General features: G+C 34.4%; 24 protein-coding genes. 1 reads left to right on the top strand and 23 read right to left on the bottom strand.

Going from position 1 to position 21,237, the window contains the following annotated elements; translation table 11 throughout:
- Positions 1-34: 34 nt before the first annotated feature.
- Together traF and DICTH_RS08965 are read right to left on the bottom strand one after the other, a co-directional pair.
- Positions 35-910: a conjugal transfer protein TraF gene (traF, locus tag DICTH_RS08960; RefSeq protein ID WP_012548145.1), complete on the bottom strand. Its 876-nt coding sequence runs from the start codon at positions 908-910 to the stop codon at positions 35-37.
- Between the two features lie 23 nt (positions 911-933).
- Positions 934-4,059: a FlgD immunoglobulin-like domain containing protein gene (locus DICTH_RS08965; RefSeq protein ID WP_081428040.1), complete on the bottom strand. Its 3,126-nt coding sequence runs from the start codon at positions 4,057-4,059 to the stop codon at positions 934-936.
- 128 nt (positions 4,060-4,187) lie between these two features.
- Between DICTH_RS08965 and DICTH_RS08970 the strand changes: the two genes are divergently transcribed.
- The gene (locus DICTH_RS08970; RefSeq protein WP_012548594.1) at positions 4,188-4,775 is read left to right on the top strand and encodes a glycerol-3-phosphate responsive antiterminator; all 588 of its coding nucleotides are present in this window, start codon (positions 4,188-4,190) and stop codon (positions 4,773-4,775) included.
- Here the strand turns inward: DICTH_RS08970 and atpC are convergent.
- From atpC to lptC, 21 genes are read right to left on the bottom strand one after another with little or no spacing between them, the layout of a single operon-like run.
- Positions 4,756-5,199 (bottom strand): ATP synthase F1 subunit epsilon, encoded by a 444-nt coding sequence (atpC, locus tag DICTH_RS08975; protein ID WP_012547758.1) that lies wholly within the window; start codon positions 5,197-5,199, stop codon positions 4,756-4,758. The two genes, DICTH_RS08970 and atpC, sit on opposite strands and share 20 nt — an antisense overlap.
- Before the next feature lies 1 nt (position 5,200).
- Positions 5,201-6,598, bottom strand: a complete 1,398-nt coding sequence (gene atpD / locus DICTH_RS08980; protein ID WP_012547055.1) for a F0F1 ATP synthase subunit beta — start codon at positions 6,596-6,598, stop codon at positions 5,201-5,203.
- A 1-nt stretch (position 6,599) separates the two neighbouring features.
- A complete protein-coding gene (gene atpG / locus DICTH_RS08985) occupies positions 6,600-7,472 on the bottom strand; it encodes an ATP synthase F1 subunit gamma (RefSeq protein WP_012548641.1) in 873 nt (290 codons plus the stop codon).
- Entirely contained in the window at positions 7,444-8,976 is a 1,533-nt protein-coding gene (gene atpA, locus DICTH_RS08990) for a F0F1 ATP synthase subunit alpha (RefSeq protein ID WP_012548013.1), read from the bottom strand. Before atpA ends, atpG begins: the two co-directional genes overlap by 29 nt.
- Positions 8,973-9,710 (bottom strand): F0F1 ATP synthase subunit B, encoded by a 738-nt coding sequence (gene atpF, locus DICTH_RS08995; RefSeq protein WP_012548420.1) that lies wholly within the window; start codon positions 9,708-9,710, stop codon positions 8,973-8,975. Before atpF ends, atpA begins: the two co-directional genes overlap by 4 nt.
- A gap of 24 nt (positions 9,711-9,734) precedes the next feature.
- A complete protein-coding gene (locus DICTH_RS09000) occupies positions 9,735-9,989 on the bottom strand; it encodes an ATP synthase subunit C (protein ID WP_012547711.1) in 255 nt (84 codons plus the stop codon).
- Between the two features lie 15 nt (positions 9,990-10,004).
- On the bottom strand, positions 10,005-10,667 hold the full coding sequence (gene atpB / locus DICTH_RS09005; RefSeq protein ID WP_012547483.1) for a F0F1 ATP synthase subunit A: 663 nt from the start codon (positions 10,665-10,667) through the stop codon (positions 10,005-10,007).
- Positions 10,651-10,992 (bottom strand): hypothetical protein, encoded by a 342-nt coding sequence (locus tag DICTH_RS09010; protein ID WP_012548617.1) that lies wholly within the window; start codon positions 10,990-10,992, stop codon positions 10,651-10,653. Before DICTH_RS09010 ends, atpB begins: the two co-directional genes overlap by 17 nt.
- The gene (locus DICTH_RS09015) at positions 10,967-11,173 is read right to left on the bottom strand and encodes an AtpZ/AtpI family protein (RefSeq protein ID WP_012548303.1); all 207 of its coding nucleotides are present in this window, start codon (positions 11,171-11,173) and stop codon (positions 10,967-10,969) included. Before DICTH_RS09015 ends, DICTH_RS09010 begins: the two co-directional genes overlap by 26 nt.
- Positions 11,174-11,191: 18 nt before the next feature.
- Positions 11,192-11,653, bottom strand: coding sequence for a tRNA (cytidine(34)-2'-O)-methyltransferase (locus DICTH_RS09020; protein ID WP_012548426.1), 462 nt, complete (start codon positions 11,651-11,653; stop codon positions 11,192-11,194).
- A complete protein-coding gene (locus DICTH_RS09025) occupies positions 11,650-12,105 on the bottom strand; it encodes a GatB/YqeY domain-containing protein (protein ID WP_012547925.1) in 456 nt (151 codons plus the stop codon). The genes DICTH_RS09020 and DICTH_RS09025 overlap by 4 nt, the downstream gene beginning before the upstream one ends.
- 2 nt (positions 12,106-12,107) lie before the next feature.
- Complete coding sequence (locus tag DICTH_RS09030; RefSeq protein ID WP_012547165.1) at positions 12,108-12,590, bottom strand: flavodoxin family protein; 483 nt, start codon at positions 12,588-12,590, stop codon at positions 12,108-12,110.
- Positions 12,591-12,622: 32 nt separating this feature from the next.
- A complete protein-coding gene (locus tag DICTH_RS09035; protein ID WP_012548052.1) occupies positions 12,623-13,567 on the bottom strand; it encodes an acetoin utilization protein AcuC in 945 nt (314 codons plus the stop codon).
- Positions 13,554-14,147, bottom strand: a complete 594-nt coding sequence (locus tag DICTH_RS09040) for an IMPACT family protein (RefSeq protein ID WP_012547244.1) — start codon at positions 14,145-14,147, stop codon at positions 13,554-13,556. Before DICTH_RS09040 ends, DICTH_RS09035 begins: the two co-directional genes overlap by 14 nt.
- Positions 14,144-15,100 (bottom strand): S1C family serine protease, encoded by a 957-nt coding sequence (locus DICTH_RS09045; protein ID WP_012548726.1) that lies wholly within the window; start codon positions 15,098-15,100, stop codon positions 14,144-14,146. The genes DICTH_RS09040 and DICTH_RS09045 overlap by 4 nt, the downstream gene beginning before the upstream one ends.
- A gap of 3 nt (positions 15,101-15,103) precedes the next feature.
- Entirely contained in the window at positions 15,104-15,997 is an 894-nt protein-coding gene (locus DICTH_RS09050; protein ID WP_012547849.1) for an alpha/beta hydrolase, read from the bottom strand.
- Positions 15,987-17,168 carry an NAD(P)/FAD-dependent oxidoreductase gene (locus tag DICTH_RS09055; RefSeq protein ID WP_041723358.1) on the bottom strand — a complete coding sequence of 394 codons (1,182 nt, stop codon included), beginning with the start codon at positions 17,166-17,168 and terminating at the stop codon, positions 15,987-15,989. The genes DICTH_RS09050 and DICTH_RS09055 overlap by 11 nt, the downstream gene beginning before the upstream one ends.
- Before the next feature lie 3 nt (positions 17,169-17,171).
- A complete protein-coding gene (rd, locus tag DICTH_RS09060; RefSeq protein WP_012547478.1) occupies positions 17,172-17,330 on the bottom strand; it encodes a rubredoxin in 159 nt (52 codons plus the stop codon).
- Between the two features lie 52 nt (positions 17,331-17,382).
- Complete coding sequence (locus DICTH_RS09065) at positions 17,383-19,512, bottom strand: LPS-assembly protein LptD (protein WP_012547457.1); 2,130 nt, start codon at positions 19,510-19,512, stop codon at positions 17,383-17,385.
- Positions 19,491-20,579, bottom strand: coding sequence for an LptF/LptG family permease (locus tag DICTH_RS09070; RefSeq protein ID WP_012548707.1), 1,089 nt, complete (start codon positions 20,577-20,579; stop codon positions 19,491-19,493). The genes DICTH_RS09065 and DICTH_RS09070 overlap by 22 nt, the downstream gene beginning before the upstream one ends.
- Positions 20,580-20,581: 2 nt before the next feature.
- Positions 20,582-21,229 (bottom strand): LPS export ABC transporter periplasmic protein LptC, encoded by a 648-nt coding sequence (gene lptC / locus DICTH_RS09075; RefSeq protein WP_012547226.1) that lies wholly within the window; start codon positions 21,227-21,229, stop codon positions 20,582-20,584.
- Positions 21,230-21,237: the final 8 nt, after the last annotated feature.

Genomic DNA, 21,237 nt, shown 5'->3' on the forward strand with positions numbered 1-21,237 from the left:
AATCAGGGGGAAGGTTTTTCCTTCCCCCTTAACTCTAAAAACTCATATTCAAGCCAACTCTATGATAAACTCCCCCAAGTCTTAATGAATATAACATGGCGTAATCAAGAGCTATATTATCCTTCTTAAATCCAATCCCAAAAGTAGGAGAATCTATGTTCCATCCTAACCTAACAGCTAAATTTTTATTTATAATATATTCTCCTCCAACATGATAAGTTAAATCGGGAAAATCAACATCACCTGCTATGGTAAATCTATCTGTTTGATACGAAATACCTGCTTTAACTGTTGTAGATACACTCTCATGATAACCTTCTTCACCATTATACCAATATACATTACTGTACAAATTGTAAACAGTAACTCCAATTTTAAAATTATGTGTAAGTCTAAAAATTAACCCCAAATCCAAGCCTATGCCATCTCCAACATAAGGCTGAGGTAATGAAACCCAAAGCCTCTTTATATTAACACCTAAGGCAAGATTATTAAATAAAATCTTTGCCGCAGAATAACTAATTACATTTTCTGAATAAGAAACTCCTAAATCCTCTTGAGGCGCAATACGGGTATAATAAATTGCAGAGGCCCAAAGACCATTGTCTGGAACTGCGAAAGAAAGTAAATTACCCGTCATATTTACCTGTCCGAAGCCCAAACTATCAGGAACTAACCCTATATATTGATAAGATATTAAAAGCTGCGAATTTGGCAATCTTGCTGCAAAAGCAGGATTATATGTTGCGCCATTAATATCTCCTTCAACAGCTACAAAAGCACCCCCCATACCTATTGCCTTTGGACTCCACCCCGTAGTAGGACCCTCAGTAAAGCTACCAAAAACCTGAGCATAGCCTATAGAAAGAACTCCCAATAATAATATGGTTAAAACAAACAATTTTCGCATACTTAAGACCTCCTATTTCCTTATTACTTTATCAAAACAATTCCTTTAAATTTCACTTTTGTTGCTCCTGAACTTTCTTTAATAGTTACTTTTATAAGGTAATATCCATTAGGAAGTAATCTACCTAAATTATCCTTTCCATCCCATATAACTGTATCTATCGCTTGAGGAGTATTAAAGGTATGGTTATAAATAGTTTTAACTAATTTTCCGTTCATTGAATAAATATCTATGGTGACCTCTGTTATATTCCCCGATGTTGCTTGGAACTGGAAGTCTATCCTTAAATTACCTTTCTTAGGCGAGAAGACCGAAGGAGAAACCACAAGATCTCCTGTAGGCTGAGCTGATTCTAAGTTAAGAGTAAATGTATATGTCTCATCAAGAGAATTACCAGTTCTATCGGTCACTTTTAATATCACTGTATATATTCCTTTTGTCCAAGTATAAGAGGAAACATTCACCCTTAAAGTAGCAGTTAAGTAATCCTGCGATACTTGATAAGTGTAGGTTCCTACGTCAATTCCCGAAGGATCTTTAAGTTTCAAATAAGTTTTTCCAAGATCAACATCTATTCCTGATGTGCTGTCCTTGACTTCCACTGATATTTGAGATGGAGGAATAACCAATGTGGCTCCCTTACTTGGTGAGGCTGATGTTATGTAAGGCTTAGCTCTATCTAATATAAAATATGTAGAAGTCGATGCTACATTTCCAGCATTGTCATACAGAGTGATATTTAAATCATATCTACCATCTTCAGACAAGATTTCTGAAGACAAGATTGCATATAACAAATTCTGAGAAGGATCCTTTTCAAATTTAAGACTAGTACTCCCCGAAGGAGAAGAAATATTTAAGCTTGATCTATCAAGATCTATTCCACTTCCAGTCTCTAAATAGACAACAGAAACCCTATCAACCTTTGGAACTAGCCCTGTTGGGGCTACAGAAATGATTGTAGGTTTTGTAAAATCTACAGAAAATCTTATACTTGTAAAAAATGAGTTTCCTAATATATCTGTAGCCTTTATTATAAGATAATAATCACCATCACTCCAATTAAATCCGTTAGGAATATTGAGAATAAGAGTAGCACTATTAGTATAAGTCGAATTAGTAGGATCATAAGTATAAGTTGAAGTAATCTCAGGGCCTGCTATGACTTCAGTACCTCTTAACAATTTAAGAAAAGTATTATTTGAGGATAAATCAATTCCAACTCCATCATCCCTAACAGTTACTTGTACTTGACTAACTGTATAATTAATACAAGTATAACTTAACGATGAACTAACTACGTATGGTGGCGTAGTATCAAGGATAAAGGAAGAATTAGTGAAAGTAGCATTTCCTGCCTTGTCAACCAGATAAACACCCAAATTATAAACTCCATCTTTCAACTGAAGATCATTTGGAATATCAGCAATAGCTAAACTCGAAGAAGTTTTAGATTTATTGAAAACCAATTTCCGAGAAGCACCATCAGGCAAAAGCAACTCGATATGAGATCCTACAGGAGGATATGGATAATTATCCCATAGGTTAAGTCCAGAACCAATATCCTGGTATTGAACCTCAATCTCCGAAACTTTGATTACAGCATTTTTAGGAGAAATATCAATTATCTGAGGAGCAGAATTATCAATTATAAAACGAGATGTAACAAGTTCTCCTTTATTACCCTTTTTATCTACTGGAATCACCTCAATTGTGTAATAGCCAGATGTTAATGTGGCTGCAAATGTCCAATATAAGGTATCAACCCCATTATTCGACTGAATACCTCCTACATATCTCCCAATAGTATCTTTTACCCTAATAGTAGACATGTCTAAATCAGGCCCCACACCATTCCCATCATCTAATATGGCAGAAACCACCTTAATATCACTTACTAAGCTTCCATCTTTAGGAGAAATTGTAAGTACTTTAGGAGGAGTCGTATCTTCAGGAAGAGTGATTATCTCGCCTAAAACCACATTAGTAGTCAATGGTTTTAAAGGAACTGAAATTATAGCACCATTTGAAGGATCAAGAATTGTATAAGTAGCCTCTAAAACCACTTTGTATTCTCCCACAGGATTACCCAAAACCTTATACCACCAAGAACCCGTATATGTAGGATCTTCCTTAACTAACTCTAGATCTTTCTCACCGTACCAATAAAAAACAGTGGTAGAAGTAACGTTATCATACTGAAAACTCCTTACATAATTGGCTTTTGTATCGTAAATGCTTATTTTTATACTTGGGATTGTAGAATTAGGTGGATCCGTATTAAAAGTTATGCCTACCCCTCCTATAACTATACCAGATTGATCAAGATAGTAAGAAGGGGTCAAATTAAAAAATGGATTATTAACAAAATAAGAATATGAAAGAGTATATGTAGCATCGGGTCTTAATGAAGAGCTAAAAGGATTAGGAGTAGCTATTAGGCTATTTATACTGATATCAGGTATGTCTAAAATAAGTTTACCAGTTGCGGAATTTGTATTCCCTGCGTAATCTGTCGCTGTGATTGTATAGATAACTATCCCCTCTCCTGCTAATGTGCTACCAAAATATCCATCCCATTCAAGATTATATGTACCATCGTTAGGACAAACTCTTCCATTCCAGTCGGGAACTGTGTAAACACTATTATTACTGTCTCTTAATGTAACAGTAACTGTAGCATACTCACTTAAATAAAACGAAATAGTAACCTTGTCTCTAAAACCATCACCATCGGGAGAAAATGGATTTGGAATTGCCGATAAATTTTCAATAGATGGTTTAGTTTTATCTGCTTTAGCAGAACCAATAGTGGAGGTATAAAGATTATTGTTAGCAGTAGTACTTATAACATAGCTGTAAAGCACTCCATCTTTTGTATTTGTATCTACGTAAGTATTAGTACTAACCGAAGTATACACATAAGCTGGATAGGGATTTCCTGCTCCCTCTATCCTATAAATTGTATAAGACGTAGCTCCCGGTACAACATCCCATCTAAGTTCTATTCTTCCACCAGAAAGAGGCTTTGGATAACCAGAAACCCAAGATATGGTTTGAGCATAGGATATGGAAAAGAGTAATAAAATAACAAAAAACAAAAGAATTAGAATATTTTTATAGTTTGAAGAATTTATCCCCATCTTCATCCTCCCCAAGGCTTAAATGATATTTGAATTATTATATCATATTTCCTTTTGACACAGTCTTGTTCTTTCTGATATAATGAAAGCAAGGATATATAAGGTTTTAAAATCTCTTTTAGAGAGGGGATAAAATGGAAAAGAAAAGAATTTCAAAAGAAGAGTTTCTTGAAGTTCTTAAAAGTAATCCTATTATAGCAGCCGTCAGAGAAGAAGAAAGACTCTCACAAGCACTACAAAGCAAATCAAAAGTTCTTTTCCTCCTTAAAACTAACGTATTGACTCTTCCTAATGTAGTTCAAGAAATTAAATCTCACGGAAAGCTAGTTTTTATACATTTAGACCTTTTAGAGGGTTTAGCTCAAGATAAATATGCCTTAAGGTACTTAGGGGATGTGGTAGGTATTGATGGTGTAATAACCACAAGGGCAAACCTAATTCAACAAGCAAAAGCAGAAGATTTGATAGCTATTCAGAGGTTCTTTGTGCTGGACTCCTCTGCCCTCGCCACAGGAGTAAAAATTATGCAGTCAGCAGAACCTGACATGGTAGAAATTCTTCCTGGAATTATCTTTATTCATTTAGGAGAGGAATTAAGAACACAAATTCCCTATCCACTTATAGCAGGTGGATTAATTAGAACTCCTGAAGAGGCAAGAGATATCTTAAAGGCAGGAGCTACTGCAGTATCTACAACCTCGGTTACTTTGTGGAATATGTGACAGATTGGGATAATTTAAGCGCCTTCTGTTTTAAGTAATTTAAGAGAAGGCTTTTTCTGAGCTCTTCTCTTTCTCTATAATTTTGAGCTTGATTTAATCTATTCTTAAGCTCAGTTTCTTCTTTTTTAAGCTCTTCTTCATTTAATTTTTCTCCTAATTCTCCATATTCTGTAATTATATATACTTTGTCTTTGGCAACCTCCATAAATCCTTCAGAAACCATTAGGAAAATTATTCTATTCCCACTTTTTGCCTTAATAATTCCCGGTACAACCCTTGCTAAAGTATTAACATGTCCGGGCAAAATACCTACCATACCATCTTCTATAGGCACGCTAACCCCATCAACAAATCCTCTAAATACCATTTTGGTTGGGGTACTTAATTCAAGATATAATCTTTTACTTGAGGTTTCTCTTTTCATATCAGTACATTAAAGCTCCATGTTCTTCTGCCTTTTTCTTGACATCTTCAAGAGTTCCTACCATATAAAATGCATCCTCAGGAAGATCGTCTACCTCTCCCTCTATTATTGCTTTAAAGCCCTCTATAGTTTTTTCTCTTGGGACATAAACACCAGGTATGTTCGTATATGCAGAAGCCACAAATAGAGGCTGAGAAAGGAACATTTGTATCTTTCTTGCCCTATTTACGATGATTCTATCTTCCTCAGATAGCTCTTCTACACCTAAGATAGAAATTATATCTTTCAAACTCTCATAGTGTTGCAAAATTTCAACAACCTTTCTTGCTACTTCTGCATGCTCATAACCTACAAACTTAGGTTCAAGAATCTGAGAAGAAGAGGCTAAAGGATCTACAGCTGGGTAAATACCCATTTCTGCTATACTTCTTGACAAGACAAGAGTAGAATCAAGATGCGAAAATATAGTAGCCGGAGCAGGATCGGTAAGGTCATCAGCAGGCACATAAACTGCTTGCACAGCAGTGATAGATCCAGTATCGGTAGAAAGAATTCTTTCCTCTACTTCTCCAAGTTCTGTAATAAGGGTTGGCTGATATCCCACAGCAGAAGGGATTCTCCCAAGCATTGAAGAAACTTCCATACCTGCCTGTACATATCTAAATATATTATCCATTAAAAGAAGAACATCTTTACCAAGATAATCTCTAAAATATTCTGCAATAGTTAAAGCTGTAAGAGGTACCCTCATTCTTACACCAGGAGGCTCATTCATCTGTCCAAATACAAGTGCAGCCTTTGAAAGCACACCCGATTCTTTCATTTCTAACCAAAGTTCATTTCCCTCACGAGACCTTTCCCCAATACCTGCAAAAACCGATATACCTCCATGAGCTACAGCTACATTGTGAATTAACTCCATAATTAATACTGTTTTTCCTACGCCTGCTCCCCCAAAAAGACCTATTTTACCTCCCTGAGGGAAAGGAGTAAGAAGATCAATAGCCTTTATACCTGTCTCTAAAATGGAATAAGAAGGCTGTACTCTTCTAAATTCTGCTGCATTCTTTATGATAGGAGTCACTTCACCCCTTATTTTTTCTCCTCCATCTATGGGCTCACCAAAAACATTTACTACTCTCCCAAGAATCTCTTCGCTTACAGGAACACTTATAGGATGAAAGGTTCTTTTTACCGTCAGCCCCCTACTTATCCCCTCAGTAGAACCAAGAGCTATAGCTCTCACCTTATTTTCTCCAAAAAGTATTCTTGTTTCAAGAACTAATTTTTCGTTCTTTATAGGATTTTCTACTTCTAATGCCTCATATATGTGAGGAACATCATTGGGGAAATATATGTCAACAACAGGTCCATTAACTGATATTATTTTACCTTCCAATTTATTTCACCTCTTCTTTCATAGCCTCTATACTTGATGTAATATCTAAAAGCTCCCTAGTAATTTGATTTTGTCTTAATTGGTTAAGCTGAAAGAGCAATTTAGAATATATTTTCTGGGCATTTTCATGCGCCCTCTTCATAGCAAATCTTCTAAAGGCCTGTTCACTTGCAGCAGAATCAAGCATTATCTGATGAATCTGAGTTTCAAAAATATCCATAAGTAAAGGATCTAATATCTCAGAAAGAGAAGGAAGAAAGAGGAAAAACTCTTCTTTTTTCTCCTCTAAACTAATAGGAATCAGAGGAAGCAGTTTTTTGATTCTTACCTCCTGTTTAGCTATATTTATAAAGTCAAAATATATAACAAAAAGTTCATCTATGTAATAATTAAGAAAATCATCAAGAAGATCTCTTGCAAGAAGCTTTGCATTGGAAAAAGATGTATCCTCAAGAAACTTTATATACTTCTTTCTGATGTTAAAGTTATTTGATGATAGATATCTTTGAGCATAAGACCCAACAGAATAAAATACTAAGTTTTGAGATTTTTTATTTCCAATAAATTTTTTTAAAGTCTCAATTATTTGTAAATTATAACTTCCACAAAAGCCAAGATCAGATGTAAAAACTAAAACTCCAGTTTTATATACTACCCTTTCTTTAACAAGGGGATGATTCAAATACTCATTGGAAAGTCTTTTCACAAGCTCCATCAATATATTATTCAATTCTTCAGTGTATGGTTTCAATCGTAGAGACCTATCCTGCAGAGCCCTAATTTTTACCATACTTAGGGTCTCCATAGAATGGACTATATGAGTGATATTTTGAATTGTCTTTACTTTACGCCTGAGGGTTTGAAGGGTTGGCATATACTTCCCTTTCGAATTCCTGAAATATATTATGAATTTGATAAATTATTTGGTCAGAAAGCTCCAATTGTTCTCTTAAAAGAGTCAAAACTGAAGAGTATTTAAGCTTTAAGTATGCAATGTACTTAATGACCACATCTTTGACTTTTTCTACAGGATAGTTATCAAGAAATCCTCCGTTAGCAAGGTAAAAAGTAATAATCTGTTCTTCCACAGATTGTACTTCATGAGCTCCTTGTTTCAAAAGCTCTTCAATTCTTCTTCCTCTCTCAATTTTCTTCTTGGTAGCCATATCAAGCTCTGTTCCAAATTCAAGAAACATAGCATATTCTCTGTATTGAGCAAGATCAAGTCTTAACCTTCCTGCAACCTGTCTCATACCTTTAGGTTGAGCAGACCCACCAACTCTTGAGACCGAAAGTCCCACATTTATAGCAGGTCTTACTCCTGCATTAAAGAGCGCAGTATCCAAATAAATCTGACCATCGGTTATGGAAATTAAGTTTGTAGGAATGTAAGTAGAAATCTCACCTGCAAGAGTTTCAGCTATAGGGAGAGCCGTTAAAGCTCCTCCACCAAGCTTTCTACTCAATTTTGCCGCTCTTTCTAAAAGATGAGAATGAAGGTAAAATATATCTCCAGGATAGGCTTCTCTTCCAGGGACTCTTCTTAAAAGAAGTGCCACTTCTCTATAAGTATTAGCATGCTTAGTTAGGTCATCATAAACAATTAAGACTCTCTCTCCTTGCCTCATAAAATACTCTCCCATAGCACAGCCTGCCATAGGAGCGATATACCTTAAAGCAGGTGGATCGTCAGGAAAAGTTGCAATAACTATGGTATTAGATAGTGCACCATACTCTCTTAAAGTTTGAACAATTCGGGCAATATTTGTCCTTTTTTGAGCTATGGCTACATATATACAGATGGTACCATAATTCCTTTGAGAGATTATAGTATCAATAGCAATGGTAGTCTTACCTGTCTGCCTATCTCCAAGAATAAGTTCTCTTTGGCCATGTCCAATAGGAATTAAAGCATCTATAGCTCTTATACCAGTATAAAGTGGCTCTTTTACTGGTTCTCTATCAAAAATACTCGGAGCCTCATTATCTACAGGCACATAAGCCTCAGGAAATATTAATCCTCCACCATCGATAGGATTTCCTAAAGGATCAATTACCCTTCCCAAAAATCCACTACCAGTAGGAACTTGTAAAATTTTACCTGTTGAGTAAACAACCTCTCCTTCTTTTACATACTCATCTCTACCAAAAAGAATTACTCCTACCGAATCTTCTTTTAAAGAAAGAACCATTCCCTGAATACCTGACTCAAAAATCACTATCTCCCCTACAAAAGCAGCATTAAGGAGAGAGACTTGGGCAACCCCATCACCTACAGATTTTACATAACCTATATTGGATATACGAGGAGAGAAATCATATTCTTTTATTTTTTCTTGTATCTTCTCTATAGGCAAACCAAGAACTTCTTCTTTCATATATTTTCCACCTCTCTTATGGTTTCATAAATCTGAGAGAGGTGATAATCAAGAGAATGATCAATTAAAAATTCACCTATAAAAAGTTTAAATCCTAATCCAATGCTCGGATCTACATCAAAAATAAATTTCCAATTCCCAGGAAGCAAAGATCTCAATTTATCCTCTATCTTCTTTTTGAGCTGACTACTCACATTATCAGGAGATATGAATTTTACCTCTTCGATATTATCGCTCTTAATATTGGCAATTGCTGAATCTAAAGACTCTGCAAATTGACTAATAAGGAGTTCTTCAGCCTCCACAGGTAAAAATCTCTTAAAAAACTCCTTTATTATTAATCTTGAAAATGCCAATACTTCCTTTTTAGCTGTTTCTAAAACTCTTTTTCTTTCAGCAGTAGCTATTTCATGAGCTTTAACTATGATCTTTTCCGCTTCTTCCTCTGCCTTAGCAGTAATATCCCTCTTCATCTTTTCCGCTGTATCAACCGCCTCCTTAATAATCTTTGCAGCCTCATCCCTTGCCTGAGCAAGTTGAGCCTCTCTTTGTTTTCTTAAATCTTCAGCCTCCTGAAGCTTCTTCTCGGCCTCTTTCATTGCTGCCTCAATTTTTTCTCTTCGCTCGTTCATTATACGAATAATGGCACCAAGAAAATACCTCTTGATTATCCAAGCAAGAGCAAGAAGGTTGACTATAGAAGAAACAATTGTCAGCAAATTAAATGAGAACATATCCTTTCGCCTTCTTTTTTTATTTTAGAGTTTTCCAAGAAGTGGATTTGCGAAAAGAAGAATCAATGCTACAGTCAATGTAAAAATCATGATGGTTTCTATAAAGGCAAGGGCAAAAAGGAGCATTCTGTTTATCTGATCTCCCGCCTCAGGTTGACGAGCCACACTTTCAAGAGCACTGGCTGCTGCATTTCCCTGTGCCTTAGTAGCATTCATACCCACAAGAGCCACAGACAAACCAGCTGTAATAATAGAAACTATAATTACCCATGCAAGCATACTATTACCTCCTTACTATTCTTCTAATGCTGCTGCAAGATATGCAGCGCTAAGACTTGTAAAAATAAATGCTTGAATAAATCCCATAAACATATTAAGAGCCATTATAGGTACAGGAACAATAAGAGGAGCAAGTAAAGAAATAATACCAAGAACAATATGTTCACCCGATATATTACCAAAAAGCCTTAGCGCAAGGGAAACAGGGCGAGTAATTTGCTCTAAAATATTTATGGGAAGAAATAAAACCGATGGAGAAACAAAACTTTTAAGATATTCTATTCCTCTTTCTTTAAAGGCTGCATACTGAATATAAAGAATAGTGCCAATAGCAAGTCCTACGGTTACGTTAATATCTGAAGTGGGTGAAGCAAAACCAGGGATAAAGCCAGACCAATTCGAAAGAAGAATAAATAAAAACAAGGTTGCAAAGAAGGAAAAGTATTTTTCTGCAATATGTTCTTCGAGGAAGCCAGAGAGGTATCTTCTAAACATTTCAACTAAGGTTTCTATAATATTCTGTTTTGTCGTAAGGTTTTCTTTAGGTTTATAACTTAGCCAAAAAGAAAGAAGAAGTACAACTACGGATATTATCTGCAAAGAGATAAAAGTATTTGTTATAGGAATTCCAAATAGTTCTGCCACAACCCGTGGTCCTATTTCAGGCCCTTGTTCCATTTCTGTCCCTCCAGGTCTTCAATATCATATACCATTGTCCTATAACGTATCCTATCAAAAATAGGAAAACTCCTATAATATTCGCCCTAATACTTAATAAAAATAATAATATCAAAATTCCATATCTTTTTAGTATGCTTTTATTATATCCACTTAAACCATATTTTTTCAAATCTCTTGCCAACCAACAAAAAGAAATTATACTACCCGATAATCCAAAAATCAAGGAAGAGATAGGGGGATAAACAAAAAAGAAAACAAGCCCTATCAATACTCCATAAAAGGCAATATCTAAATATTTACCGTAAAAATCTGAATATGTCACGGAATCCCACCCATATTCCAAGTACTGTAAAGGCTAAAAGAAAAACTGGAGAAGTTTTAAAAATTTTATCCAAATAATATCCTATAAAAATACCCACAAGAAGAGAGCCCAGAAGCCCTGTGCCAAGAGCAAAGGTAAAGTTAAATATCTCCCATATGTTTTTAGGCTTTTTCCTTTTCATTAACTATAACAGCCCCCACTAAAATTTTTTAATCTGCCTTAAAGCCTCATAAACTACTATAGCAACAGAACTTGATAAATTCAAAGACCTTACAGGGCCAAACATAGGAATAGACACAGAATTTTCCCAATATCTTTCTATAATCTCCCTCGGAATTCCATAATCCTCTGCTCCAAAGATAAGATAATCACCCTCTTGATAAGAGACTTCAGTATATAATTTAAAGGCTGGAAATTCTACAAAGATAAATCTCCCACCTTCGTTTTTTTCTAAGAAATCTTCAAAATTTTTATATACTTCATAATCCAAAAGACTCCAATAATCAAGACCAGCCCTTTTTAAATATTTATCATTAAGAGAGAACCCAAGCTTCCCCACAAGATGTAGTTTAGAATTTGTTGCTACACAAAGCCTACCTATATTACCTGTATTATATGGTATTTGTGGCTCTATTAATACAACATGCAGATTATACTTCATTCACCCTTAAGTAAATCTTCTACCACCCTTCTTATTTCTTCACCCTCGGCTAATCCTCTAAGTTCTGCCATAGCTTCCTTCATAACCTTCCCCATATCCTTTAGAGTTCTTGCTCCAACCCTTTCAATAATACTTTTTATCTTTTCTTTAAGTTCCTCTTCTGACAAACCTTGTGGTACATATTCCTGCAAAATTAAGAGTTCTTTTTCTTCTTTCTCTGCTAAATCTTCTCTTCCTCCTTGCTTATACATTTCTATAGCTTCTTTTCTCTTTTTTATCTCTTTCTTTATCACATCTAAAACCTCTTGATCATCAAGTTCTTTTCCCTTCTCTCTCAATTCTATTTCTCTATATTTTATTGCTGATCTTAATGTACTTAAAACCTCTGCTCTAAAACTGTCTTTATTTTTCATCGCAGCCATATAGTCCTTTGTTATCTTTTCATAAAGCATCTTTAGTCCTCCTTCCACTTTAATTTTTCTTTGAAGCTTCCATTCTCAACCTCTTCTTCATGTATTGAAATTATCTCCCTTACAAATACTCCCATCTTTTTCAGCTCATCTTCAATAATTTTTGCAGGATTTCTTTCCGAGTTTTCTTCTCTTTTCAGAGAATATGTGTAAAAGACTATCACCTTTTTCAACCTATCTCTAAACTTTGAAATATATGTCCTTATAGGTGAAGACAAATTTCCCGCCCATATAGGTGTACCTATTATAACTAAGTCATAACTACTCGGATCTTTTTCTACATTCTTTATGGGAGTCCTTTTTCTGAACAAACTCTCATAGATAGAGATCAATATCCCCCAAAAGCCGTCCCTATTTCTCAAGGATATAACCTCTTCTATATCCCCCTTTAACAGATCTTTTATATATTCTGCCACTTCTCTTGTTTTTCCTGAACGTGAATAATAAACCACCAAAACTTTTTCCATTAATAGATCATCCCCCAATATCCTTTTCATACTTATTTTTCTTGTAATACCCTCCACACCTTCATCCAACCGTTCTTTGTATTTTCAGGATTATATCCTCCCCCTCCAAGAATAATAATCTTACCATCGCAAATTTGATTAGCTAAGTCAACTATGCCCTCTACAAACCTACCATAACCTTCCACACTATAATTCAAATGAGTTATAGGATCACCAGAAATACCATCAACTCCAGCCTGTAATATAATAAACTCAACTTTGGTTTCCCAAGCAAAATTCTTAATCTCTTCAAAAGCAAGCAAAAGTTCATCATCACCTGCTCCTGGAAGAAGAGGAATGTTAAGTTTTGTTCCAAAAGCCTGCCCTTCTCCTCTCTCGTCCCTTCTTCCTGTTCCAGGATAAAGAAATCTTCCATCCTCATGCACATCAGCTATAAACAAATAAGGGTCATCCACATATTCATAAAAAACACCATCTCCATGATGGGCATCTATGTCTACGTATAAGATATTCTTTACCCCATACTTTTTTCTTAAATATTCAACAGCAACTCCAATATCATTAAATATACAAAAACCACCCGCACTATTTCTTCTTGCATGATGAAGCCCCGCCATAGGTACAAAGACTCGTCTATATTTATCTTCCATAATTAACTTTACTCCCTTTAAAGCAGAACCAACTACATAAGAAGCAGCCTCATAACACCCCACAAAAGCAGGGGTATCTCCATAGTCCAAATATCCTTCTCCAGTTTTAGACTTCTCTATGACCAAATCTATATACCTTTTTGTATGAAACAAAGCAATCTCCTCATAAGAAGCCATCTCAGGAGACTCTACATTATTTGAATTCGCAGACTTTTTAAATTCCGAGTCAAAACTTTCAAGCCTTCTCCTATTCATAGGATGGGGATCAGGAAAAGAATAAAGAAAAGATTCTTCTCCCCAAATTATACAACTTTCAGATTTTTTCAAATTCTACCCCCCTTTTGGATATAAATTTTTCAAACTCATCCTTCAAAAAGAGAGGAACCTTTATCTCCATAATTACTTCTTCTCCAAAACTTTCATTCACATCACACTTAAAGTGTTTTAAGACTTCACTTTTAAAAATATTGAAATCTTTATAAGAAAGCTTAACCAAATAATCAGCTGTTACAATTCTCTCCACAATACTACATTTTTCTAAGGTCTTCTCCATAGTATAATGGTAAGCATCAATAAGCCCTCTAACTCCAAGCTTTATCCCTCCAAAATATCTTACCACAATTCCTATAATATCATATAAATCTTTCTCTCTAAGGGCATTTAAAATAGGAATTCCCGCAGTACCTGTAGGTTCTCCCCCATCAGTAAAATATTCTTCTCCTGTTATCTTTCTATATGCATAGCAATAATGGGTTGCATTCTTATACTTTCCTTTTACTTCTTTAATTATATTAGAGATCTCTCTACCTCTAATAGGAGAAGCTATACCTATAAATAGAGATCTCTCAATTTTTACCTCAAAAACTTCCTCCTTTTCTATGGTCAGATATTTCTCTTTTATACTCATTCACTCCCTAAAGTTACATAAACTTCTCTTATGGTATTATCCCTCAAAACTTTAAATACCACTCTACTCCCTGGTGGCGTATGACTCAAAAATCTATGCAAATCATCAATATTATTAATAACCTCATTTTCTGCTTGTATTATTATATCACCACTATTTATTCCTCCTCTTTGAGCAGGACTTCCTGGAGCAACTCTAACAACATATACTCCTCCTTCTTGAGCTAAAGATAAATTATCCCTAAGTCTCTTAGGCAGTATAACACTTTGTCCAATAATACCAAGATAGCTTCTTCTTACTCTCCCCTCTTTAATCAGAAGACCTGCCACCCACTTTGCAGTATTTATGGGTATGGCAAAACATATACCTTGAGCCCCTTGTATTATAGCAGTATTTACACCTATTGCTCTTCCATATATATCCACCAATGGCCCTCCCGAACTTCCTGGATTCAATGCAGCATCAGTTTGAATAATATTTTCCATAAGATGTCCACTAAAACTCCTTAAAGATCTTCCAAGAGCACTTATTACTCCACTAGTTACACTATGCCCAAAACCTAGAGGATTCCCTATGGCAAGAACTACTTGTCCAACCTTTAGCTTTTCCGAATCACCAAGTTCCAAATAAGGAAGATTATTCTCTGGAATTTTTATAACGGCAAGATCTGTCTGAGGATCTTCTCCCACAAGTTCTGCCTGATAGGTTCTCCTATCTGCAAGAGTGATTTGAATTTTAGAAGCCTGATGAGTAACATGACTATTAGTAAGAATATATCCATCAGGAGTAAATAAAAAACCAGAAGCAAAGCCTTTGATCTCTTGAGGTCCAAAGAAAAAAGGAATAAAGGTGCTTTGAGAAAGATCTAAATTTACTACCGCAGGACTAACTTTTTCTACTACTTTAACAAGAGCATTTGAATAACTCTCTAATATTTTTTCATAGTCTTCCATAATCTAACCTCCTGAAAGAATCCATTCTTTTATATAGGGAATACTTTTTATTATGACGTTAATATGATTTGTATCTTTCAAAAGAATAAATTTTCTTTTATCATCTTTATACTTTTCATATACCTTCAAAACTTCTTCTGAAGGATAAAACTCATCCCTATCTCCCACTATAGAAAGTACAGGAATATCTAAATTCCTCCAGATTTCTTTTATATTTGAAGGAAAAACGGCCCTAAAAAATGCATAAGAATAATCCTTAACAATAAGAGGATCATCTATGTCCTCTGGTAGTTCCCAGCCAATTATTCTAAAATGAGGAAATATATATGATGTAAAAAACAGAATCTTAGAGGTAGTTTTGATTTTTAATAAGCTATTATTTTGCCGAAAATTCTCCATTGGCAATCCTCCGGCAATTAAGATTAAGCCTTTAGGTTTTATCTTCTCATAATAAACAAATTTTAGCAAAAGTCCTGCTCCCATGCTATGCCCACCCAAATAAATAGGCAGATCCTTATTTTGTTCTTTTACAAAACTATAAAAATTCTTCAAATCCTTAACAAAGGTATCCTCATTGGGAGAATCTCCTCTTCTCCCTTCGGAATTTCCATGTCCTCTAAGATCCAAAAAATATACCTTAATACCATCATCAAATAGATTCTTTAAAAAGGGATAATAATACTTACCGTAAAGGGATATACCATGGATGAAAATTAAGACATATTTAGGTTCTTTAGGCTCTGCTACTCTATAAGCTAATCTGGTTCCGTCAAAAGAGTTTACATAAAAAACCCTGTCGCTTATATTCTTAATTTGATTATAGAGGTTTTGAAAATCGTATGAAAAACTAATTGAGATTAAAAACAAAAAGAAAAATAAATAAAGTTTAATCCTCATTTATTAACTCTTCTTTATTTAAAACCCTCTCTCTCTTCTTTATAAGGTTTAAAATTTTATTCACATAACTCCTTTTATTTCCAAGTAGAATAGCACCCACAATCACATCTTCTCTAAATATTATTTTCCTATAAAAACCACGTTCCTCATCCTTTTTAACAAACACTTCACATCCTTCCTTAGCCTCAATCTCACCTATAGATGTTAAATCTACCCCTGTAACCTTAAGAGAGTTAAAAGGTAATGTCCCCTTATACTCTACTCTATTAAAAGTCACATTCCTTCCTACCACTTCTGACTGTTCTATACATGCCGGAATAATACCATAAATCCTACCATTATGTTCTGCACAATCCCCCACCGCATATACATCTTTAGCGCTGGTTTCCATAAAATTATTTACAATAATTCCCTTATTGGTCTCTAAACCTGAATTCTTAGCAAGGTCAATATCAGGGATAATACCCGCAGAAATTATCAAAACATCTCCCATAATTTTTCTGCCATCTTCCAACTCTATACCTTCAAACTTCCCATCTCCAATTACTTTCTGAGCCTTAACTCCTAAGTAAAATTCAAAGGAAAATTTCTTCTCAATAATATTCTGAAGTATTTTAGCCCCTTCATCATCTAATTGCCTCGGAAGAAGTCTTGGAAAAAACTCCAAACCTATTATCTTTAGTCCTCTTTGAGAAAGAGCCCTTCCTGTTTCCAATCCTAAAAGTCCACACCCCAAGAGGATTGCCCTTTCTTTACCTTTTATATAAGAGATAATATTTAGAGCATCATCTATGTTTCTTAAGGTAAATACTCCTTCAGTATTTATATTTTCTATGTTTGGTTTAGAAGGAATAGCCCCCGTGGCTATTATAAGCTTGTCAAAAGTATATTCATTTTTATCAGTTTTAAGTATTTTCCCTTCAGTCTCAATCTTTAAAGCTGTTTCACCATAATGAACCTCTATATTTTTTTCCTTATACCAATCCTCGGAGTAGAAAGGTAGTTTATCTAAATCGATATTCCCTGCAAGAAACTCTATAAGCTGAGGTCTTGAATAGTACGGATATTTTTCTTTAGTTATTATAATTATCTTGCCTTCTTTATCTCTTTCCCTAATTACTTCAGCAGTATTTATCCCTGATATCCCATTCCCAACAACCAAATATAACATACTTTATACAGGCTTAAACATGCTTTTATCTGCTCCACAAACAGGACAAACCCAATCCTCAGGAAGCTCTTCAAAAGGAGTTCCTGGTGGAATATTCCCTTCTGGATCTCCCTCTTCAGGATCATACACATACCCACATACAACACATCTATATTTTCCCATTTTAAGGCCCCCTTATTAAGATTTATTTTTACTTTAAATTATACCAAAACTATCAAAAATTTGGAAGGAGAGAAAATCCTTCGGGTCTACCTATAAACTCAATTCCTTTAGTAGGAAATGCCTTTAAGGCTAAGCTAAACTGAAAACTTTGAAAAGGGAAATAATAGATGAATTTTAAATTAAAACAATGAAGATCTTTGTCAATAGAAAGCGAATAGAGTGTATTTCCTGTAGAAGGCAAGTAATAACCAGTAAGAGATATATTACCAGCATAATGCCAATCTCCAGTTATTTTTAAAACCAACCTATAATCAATTCTTTGGAATGATCCTAAATTGACATCATACAAACTTCCAAAACCTATAGAGAGCCAAGGATAATTAAGAGTACCTTGAAGAAAGATAGGATTTAGTTTTTGGATATTAAAATTATAAGAAGTTCTTGCTGTTAAAACAAAATTATTTCCCGACCTTATTAATCCAGAAATAGAAAGAGGGGAAAGGGAGCTGGTTATGAAATTGTAAGATTCCTGGAAACTTAATCTAACATCTGGTGTTCCTAAATTCAAAGAAAGGTTTAAATTATTTAAATTAGAAGCGTAATCAAAGTAAAAAGGAGAGTTTCCTAAATCACCAGTAATTATATCCCTTCCCAACCATTGGAAATTATAAGAAATCCCACCAGAAACTATTGATGAAATTTTATAGTTTGAGGAAAGATTAGCATACAAAATATATCTTGCATCTTGAGTTCCATAAAATTCTTGTTTATACCCCATATTAGCATTTACATTCATAAAGGATAAACTAATTTTAGGAGAAAGGGTTAAATAATATCCCATTTTCCATGTCTTCACCGTAAAAGGATAAGAAGGTTCAATATAGTTACCAAAGAGAAATTCCATCTTAGACGGAACACCTAAAAGATTAAAGCTTCTACCATAGTAAACTTCAGGAAGTCTTCTTAGAAGATAATCATTAGTATTTGTCCAACGCTGGTTAGCATATATGTAAAAATTTTGCCCCTGATCATTGAATTCAAATTTAACGTTTCCTTGTAAATCTTCCACACTACTTCTCGAAACAATGTTTAAAGTATTGTATTTTATATTGGTAGAAAGATTAAACTTATCACTTAACCTAATTGAAGAATTAATGTCAGTGTTAAAAGTATCCTGAGAGTTAGTTTTATTGTAATTTGCCTGTATATTAGATCTAAAAGACTTTAGAGTATAGGATAGTTGAGCTGAACTTTGAAAAGAGTAATTTTGTGAATAGGGATAAAGTAAATAATTGGTATTGAAGTTAAAAGAAAGGTTAGAAGAAGGCTTATATAAGCCAGAGAGGGAAAATTTAAATTGATCGGTATTGTAGAGATAGTTATAGAGGTAATAAGTATTAATATTTCCTGATAAATTAGGAAATTGATATTTTTGATTTAAGGTAAATTGAATTCCTTGATTTTGAGAGACTAAAAAAGTTAAAACTCCTGGAAGTCCCCACAAAGAATAGGTCAAGGGATAAGAGAAGTACAATCCTAAGGTTGAATCATACCCAAATTGGGGAAATGGCGATGGCTCTTTTGTAAGAGGAAGAACATAATAGGGAACATAAAAGATAGGAATATAGAAATAAGGATAAGGGAACCTTAAGAAAAATACCATGTTTATAAATACTATTCTATCATTAGGAAAATATTCAACCTGAGACGAAGAAATATAATAGTGGGGCATATCATAAGAGCAAGTGGTAAAACTCCCTTTCTTCAGATCTACATTACCCTTTTCCCATTTGACTTCTTCTCCCTTTATATACATCTTTTCATTACTTTCTGGCACAGGATATTTAAGCTTTACATTCTTTATAATTGCCCTATCATCTTTATAGTAGTAATCCATGTATTCCGCATTAAACTCTCCATTCTTATCCTTAAAAACTATGTTGCCCTTTGCCTCAAAGAATCCTTCTTTCACATTCCCCTTTATGTAATCTGCTTTTACTGATATATCTCTTCCTAAAAACTCTACATTTTCATATGCTTCAAATTCTTGGCTTTCCCAATGGAAATAGATCTTTTCTGCCTTTATCTTCCAAGAGGCTTCCTGAGAAAAGGCAACTCTAAGGATAAAAAGACTTATGAAAAGCAAAAAGGTTATAAAATTTACCACTTTCTTACTTTCCATATGAATACTCCCAAACTCAAACTTCCCAAGGTTATATTAGGTAGCCAAGCAGAAAGAAATGGAGAAAATACCGCATATTCTCCTAAGGACCTTGCTATGATATTAAAACCATAATAAAAGAAAGCAATAATTATACTAAAAGCAGTACCCCACAATCTTCCCCCTCTACCTGTAAGAAGAATTACACTAAATCCCATGAGAGCAAAGATAGGAACAGCCACACTCTGAGCAATCCTAAGATAATTTTCTACCAGGTATGATCTTGCAGACACTCCTGCCTTTTTGTAAACCTCAATTCTTTTCCTAAGCTCACTAGTTGGCATCTCCTGAGGAGTCCTATCCCTATAAAAGATATACATAAAATCTTGGGGAAGATTTATTTTAAACTCTTCAAATTTTCCTTCCCATATCACAAAAGCATCATCTCCAAGGTGATGAACCACACCATTTTTTAAAACCAGAGAATCTCTATTCCATACAGCCTCCTCTGCCGTATAGATTATGGGATACTTATTAGAGGATGAGGTATCAAAAACTAACACATTTTGCATAATGTTTTTATCTTCTATTATTTTCTTTACATAATAATACCTACCCTCTTCATCATGAAAAAATATATTTTCTCCCTTTACAGGCGCAGGATTTAAAAAGAAATATTTCTGAATAAGCCTATTTGACCTATAGTTTGACTCAGGAATAAGAGAATAAGTAAAAAACCAAAGGACAAAAGAAAGAAATACAGAAAATAGAAGAGGAGCTAAAGCAAGGGTAAAAAAGTATATACCACTTGATCTCATAGCAAAGATTTCGCCATCTCTCATAAGTCTTCCAAAGGAAAAAATAATGGCAAAAAGTAAGGACACAGGTATAACAAATACAAACAAAGACGGAATTTTGTAGTAAAGAAGCTTTAAAACAGTCTCAAAGCTTACTCTTCTCATAATAATAAAGTCTGAAAACTCATACAGAATTTGAATCAACATTACCAGAATAAATCCGAAAATCCCTAGAAAAAAGGGACCTAATATTTCACTAAATATGTATTTATGATAAGTTTTAATCCTCATAACTACTCGGTTACATAGAAGGTAGTATCAATATTACCCTCCGCCATAACTACTTTATCTTTCACATAAACCACAAGTTTCTTACAATTTATCTCATTCTTATCCTTATCTACCATCTTCACATTATCCACAAAGGTATAAATCTCCTTATCAGTATCAAAATCAGCACTACTTGAAGAAACTGTTAAATCGTCTCTCTCAATCCTTACTCCTCCTGTCATATTCCCCGTCTTATTTTTTAATGAGTAGACCACACTTTGAGCAAAAAGCTTTGTAATCTCAACTTTGTTATCTGCTTTTCTTTGGAGCACCATATTGACATTCTTTTTAAGTTCAAGAACCTCTTTTTTCAAGTCTACTTTTAAATCTTCGCCTACTATACTTAAATCCTTTTGAGATATATTTACCTTCCCTGGAGCTTCAACCACATTGGTATCTTGATTGTAAAACACGAGAGTTGCAGTAATTCTCGTTTCGTCTTCTTGCCCTGGCTTGTAGATTACTACCACATTTCCTTCTGCCCGAGTGGTCTTTTTTCCATAATCATAGGAAATCTTCTGGGCAGTAATCTTTACAGGATTTTTAGTCTGAGATAAAACAGGAACTGTGATAAATATTAAGATCATGAAAATACATATTATTCTCTTCATATTAACCT

The organism is Dictyoglomus thermophilum H-6-12 (genome assembly GCF_000020965.1).
GTDB lineage: Bacteria > Dictyoglomota > Dictyoglomia > Dictyoglomales > Dictyoglomaceae > Dictyoglomus > Dictyoglomus thermophilum.

Excerpts from the sequence above, each read along its gene's own strand:
- traF (WP_012548145.1), bottom strand. The coding sequence starts at position 910 with ATGCGAAAATTGTTTGTTTTAACCATATTATTATTGGGAGTTCTTTCT.
- DICTH_RS08965 (WP_081428040.1), bottom strand. The coding sequence starts at position 4,059 with ATGAAGATGGGGATAAATTCTTCAAACTATAAAAATATTCTAATTCTT.
- DICTH_RS08970 (WP_012548594.1), top strand. The coding sequence starts at position 4,188 with ATGGAAAAGAAAAGAATTTCAAAAGAAGAGTTTCTTGAAGTTCTTAAA.
- atpC (WP_012547758.1), bottom strand. The coding sequence starts at position 5,199 with ATGAAAAGAGAAACCTCAAGTAAAAGATTATATCTTGAATTAAGTACC.
- atpG (WP_012548641.1), bottom strand. The coding sequence starts at position 7,472 with ATGCCAACCCTTCAAACCCTCAGGCGTAAAGTAAAGACAATTCAAAAT.
- atpA (WP_012548013.1), bottom strand. The coding sequence starts at position 8,976 with ATGAAAGAAGAAGTTCTTGGTTTGCCTATAGAGAAGATACAAGAAAAA.
- atpF (WP_012548420.1), bottom strand. The coding sequence starts at position 9,710 with ATGTTCTCATTTAATTTGCTGACAATTGTTTCTTCTATAGTCAACCTT.
- DICTH_RS09000 (WP_012547711.1), bottom strand. The coding sequence starts at position 9,989 with ATGCTTGCATGGGTAATTATAGTTTCTATTATTACAGCTGGTTTGTCT.
- atpB (WP_012547483.1), bottom strand. The coding sequence starts at position 10,667 with ATGGAACAAGGGCCTGAAATAGGACCACGGGTTGTGGCAGAACTATTT.
- DICTH_RS09015 (WP_012548303.1), bottom strand. The coding sequence starts at position 11,173 with ATGAAAAGGAAAAAGCCTAAAAACATATGGGAGATATTTAACTTTACC.
- DICTH_RS09020 (WP_012548426.1), bottom strand. The coding sequence starts at position 11,653 with ATGAAGTATAATCTGCATGTTGTATTAATAGAGCCACAAATACCATAT.
- DICTH_RS09025 (WP_012547925.1), bottom strand. The coding sequence starts at position 12,105 with ATGCTTTATGAAAAGATAACAAAGGACTATATGGCTGCGATGAAAAAT.
- DICTH_RS09030 (WP_012547165.1), bottom strand. The coding sequence starts at position 12,590 with ATGGAAAAAGTTTTGGTGGTTTATTATTCACGTTCAGGAAAAACAAGA.
- DICTH_RS09040 (WP_012547244.1), bottom strand. The coding sequence starts at position 14,147 with ATGAGTATAAAAGAGAAATATCTGACCATAGAAAAGGAGGAAGTTTTT.
- DICTH_RS09045 (WP_012548726.1), bottom strand. The coding sequence starts at position 15,100 with ATGGAAGACTATGAAAAAATATTAGAGAGTTATTCAAATGCTCTTGTT.
- DICTH_RS09050 (WP_012547849.1), bottom strand. The coding sequence starts at position 15,997 with ATGAGGATTAAACTTTATTTATTTTTCTTTTTGTTTTTAATCTCAATT.
- DICTH_RS09055 (WP_041723358.1), bottom strand. The coding sequence starts at position 17,168 with ATGTTATATTTGGTTGTTGGGAATGGGATATCAGGGATAAATACTGCT.
- rd (WP_012547478.1), bottom strand. The coding sequence starts at position 17,330 with ATGGGAAAATATAGATGTGTTGTATGTGGGTATGTGTATGATCCTGAA.
- DICTH_RS09065 (WP_012547457.1), bottom strand. The coding sequence starts at position 19,512 with ATGGAAAGTAAGAAAGTGGTAAATTTTATAACCTTTTTGCTTTTCATA.
- DICTH_RS09070 (WP_012548707.1), bottom strand. The coding sequence starts at position 20,579 with ATGAGGATTAAAACTTATCATAAATACATATTTAGTGAAATATTAGGT.
- lptC (WP_012547226.1), bottom strand. The coding sequence starts at position 21,229 with ATGAAGAGAATAATATGTATTTTCATGATCTTAATATTTATCACAGTT.